Below are 2,437 nucleotides of genomic sequence, written 5' to 3'. Positions count from 1 at the left end.
CCGCTCCGGCCGAGGGCACCCCGCCGGTGCGGGCGGACCGGCCACGACGGACCCGGTCGGTGTCCGAGGGGTCGGCCAGTCAGACGGCCGCCGAGGCTCCCGCCGAGCCGGCCGCCGAGCCGACGGCCGAGCCCGCGGCTCCCGTACGGCCCCGGCCTTCCGACGCGCCCCGGTCCTCCGACGCGCCCTGGCACAACCCGGTGCCCGCCCACGAGGAGAAGCCGTCGGGCGAGCCCGCCGAGCCCGGCAAGTTGGGCAAGCCGGTCGAGCAGAAGGACGAGACCTCGGCCGGACCGGCCGACCAGGACGGAGAAGGCGCGTGAACCTGCTCGACACGGTGCTGCGCTGCGTCGCCACCCTCGTCGTCTTCCTGGTCCTCCCGCTGGTCATCGGCCAGACCGAGCACAAGGTCATGGCGCACATGCAGGGCCGGCTCGGCCCGATGTACGCGGGCGGCTTCCACGGCTGGGCGCAGCTCGTCGCGGACGGCGTGAAGTTCGCGCAGAAGGAGGACATCGTCCCGGCCGGGGCGGACCGCCGGGTCTTCCAGCTGGCGCCCGCCGTCTCGCTGCTGCCGTACCTCTTCGTGCTGCTGGCGATCCCGGTCGGCCCGGACGGCTTCGTCGGCCAGGCGATCGACGCCGGGCTGTTCTTCGTGCTCGCCGTGATGGGCGTCGGCGTGATCGGCAAGCTGATGGCCGGCTGGGCCTCGGCGAACAAGTTCTCGCTGCTCGGCGGCCTGCGCACGGCCGCGCAGCTGATGTCGTACGAGCTGCCGCTGGTGCTGGCGGCGGCCTCGGTGGCGATGGCCGCCGGCACGCTGTCGCTGCCCGGGATCGTGGACGCCTGGGAGTGGTACTGGCTGCCCTGGCAGCTGATCGGGGCGTTCGTCTTCTTCACGGCCGGTCTGGCCGAGCTCCAGCGCCCGCCGTTCGACATGCCGATCGCCGACTCGGAGATCATCTTCGGCGCGTACACCGAGTACACCGGCCTGCGGTTCGCCCTGTTCCTGCTGTCCGAGTACGTGGGCATCCTGGTGGTGTCCGCACTGACCGCGGTGCTCTTCCTGGGCGGCTGGCACGGACCGCTGCCGGACCAGCTCGGCTGGCTCTGGATGATCCTCAAGACCTTCGCGCTGGCCTTCGTGGTCATCTGGCTGCGGGTCACCTACCCGCGTCTGCGCGAGGACCAGCTGATGCGCTTCGCGTGGACGGTGCTGATCCCGCTCGCGCTGGTCCAGCTGGCCCTCACCGGCATCATCAAGGTGGCGATCTCATGAGTTTCCCCGGTATCGGGCTCGCCAAGGGCCTGGCCGTGACGCTGCGGACGATGACGAGGAAGAGCGTCACCGCGCAGTACCCCGACGTGCAGCCGGTGCTGCCGCCGCGTTCGCGCGGCGTCATCGCGCTGCTGGAGGAGAACTGCACGGTCTGCATGCTCTGCGCGCGCGAGTGCCCGGACTGGTGCATCTACATCGACTCCCACAAGGAGACGCTGCCGGCCGCCGAGCCGAACGCCCGGGCCCGCACCCGCAACGTGCTGGACCGGTTCGCCATCGACTTCTCGCTCTGCATGTACTGCGGGATCTGCATCGAGGTCTGCCCCTTCGACGCGCTGTTCTGGTCGCCGGAGTTCGAGTACGCGGAGACCGACATCCACGAGCTGACCCACGAGCGGGAGAAGCTCCGCGAGTGGATGTGGACCGTCCCCGCGCCGCCGGCGCTGGACCCGGCGGCCGAGGAGCCCAAGGAGATGGCCACCGCGCGCAAGGCCGCGGACAAGCTGGCGGCCGCCGCCGCGGCGGCCCTCGAGGAGAAGGGTGACGACGCGTGACCGGTGCCACCACGCTTCTCGCGGCGACCGGCTCCCTGGAGCCGGCCGCCCGTTCGTTCCTGTCCCCGACCGGGCAGGAGATCGTCTTCCTGCTGGTCGGGATCGCCGTGCTCGGCTCGGCCGTGGTCTCGGTGACCACCCGGCAGCTGGTGCACGCCGCGCTCTGGCTGGTGGTCGCGCTCGGCGGGCTGGCGGTGGAGTTCCTGCTGCTCACGGCCGAGTTCATCGCCTGGGTGCAGGTGCTGATCTACCTCGGCTCGGTGGTCGTCCTGGTGCTGTTCGGGCTGATGCTCACCAAGGCGCCGATCGGGCGCTCGCCGGACGCCGACTCCAAGAACCGTTGGGTGGCCCTGGTCGTGGCGCTGGCCGCGGCCGGGACGCTGGTCACGCTGGTGGTCGACGCCTTCCGGACCTCCTGGATCGACCTCGGCCAGGGCGGCGGCTCGGCCGCCGTCACCGGGGCCAGCCTGTTCCGGCACTGGGTGCTGCCCTTCGAGGCGCTGTCCGTGCTGCTGCTGGCGGCGCTGGTCGGCGCGATCGTGCTGTCGCGCGGCTCGGGGCGGCGGGTGCCGCCGCCCCGGGCGGGCAGGCTGCGCGCCGGGCG

The 2,437-nt window shown here is 72.3% G+C and carries 3 protein-coding genes and 1 pseudogene; all 4 read left to right on the top strand.

What is annotated here, in order from left to right:
- A pseudogene (locus tag AE652_RS39575) lies at nt 1-323 on the top strand (NADH-quinone oxidoreductase subunit C); the annotation flags it as partial.
- Complete coding sequence (gene nuoH / locus AE652_RS39570) at nt 320-1,279, top strand: NADH-quinone oxidoreductase subunit NuoH (protein ID WP_369808373.1); 960 nt, start codon at nt 320-322, stop codon at nt 1,277-1,279. The pseudogene AE652_RS39575 and the gene nuoH, both read left to right, overlap by 4 nt.
- Nucleotides 1,276-1,833, top strand: a complete 558-nt coding sequence (locus tag AE652_RS39565) for an NADH-quinone oxidoreductase subunit I (protein ID WP_049660446.1) — start codon at nt 1,276-1,278, stop codon at nt 1,831-1,833. The genes nuoH and AE652_RS39565 overlap by 4 nt, the downstream gene beginning before the upstream one ends.
- On the top strand, nt 1,830-2,437 hold a 608-nt coding region (locus tag AE652_RS39560), incomplete at its 3' end, for an NADH-quinone oxidoreductase subunit J (protein WP_199823217.1). The genes AE652_RS39565 and AE652_RS39560, both read left to right, overlap by 4 nt.

Origin of the sequence: Kitasatospora sp. MY 5-36, assembly GCF_001182915.1 — a bacterium.
Taxonomy (GTDB): Bacteria; Actinomycetota; Actinomycetes; order Streptomycetales; family Streptomycetaceae; genus Kitasatospora.
This window is presented reverse-complemented; position numbering and strand designations above follow the sequence as displayed.

What these genes read in the sequence shown, in the direction of transcription:
- AE652_RS39565 (WP_049660446.1), top strand. Translation starts at nt 1,276, where the DNA reads ATGAGTTTCCCCGGTATCGGGCTCGCCAAGGGCCTGGCCGTGACGCTG.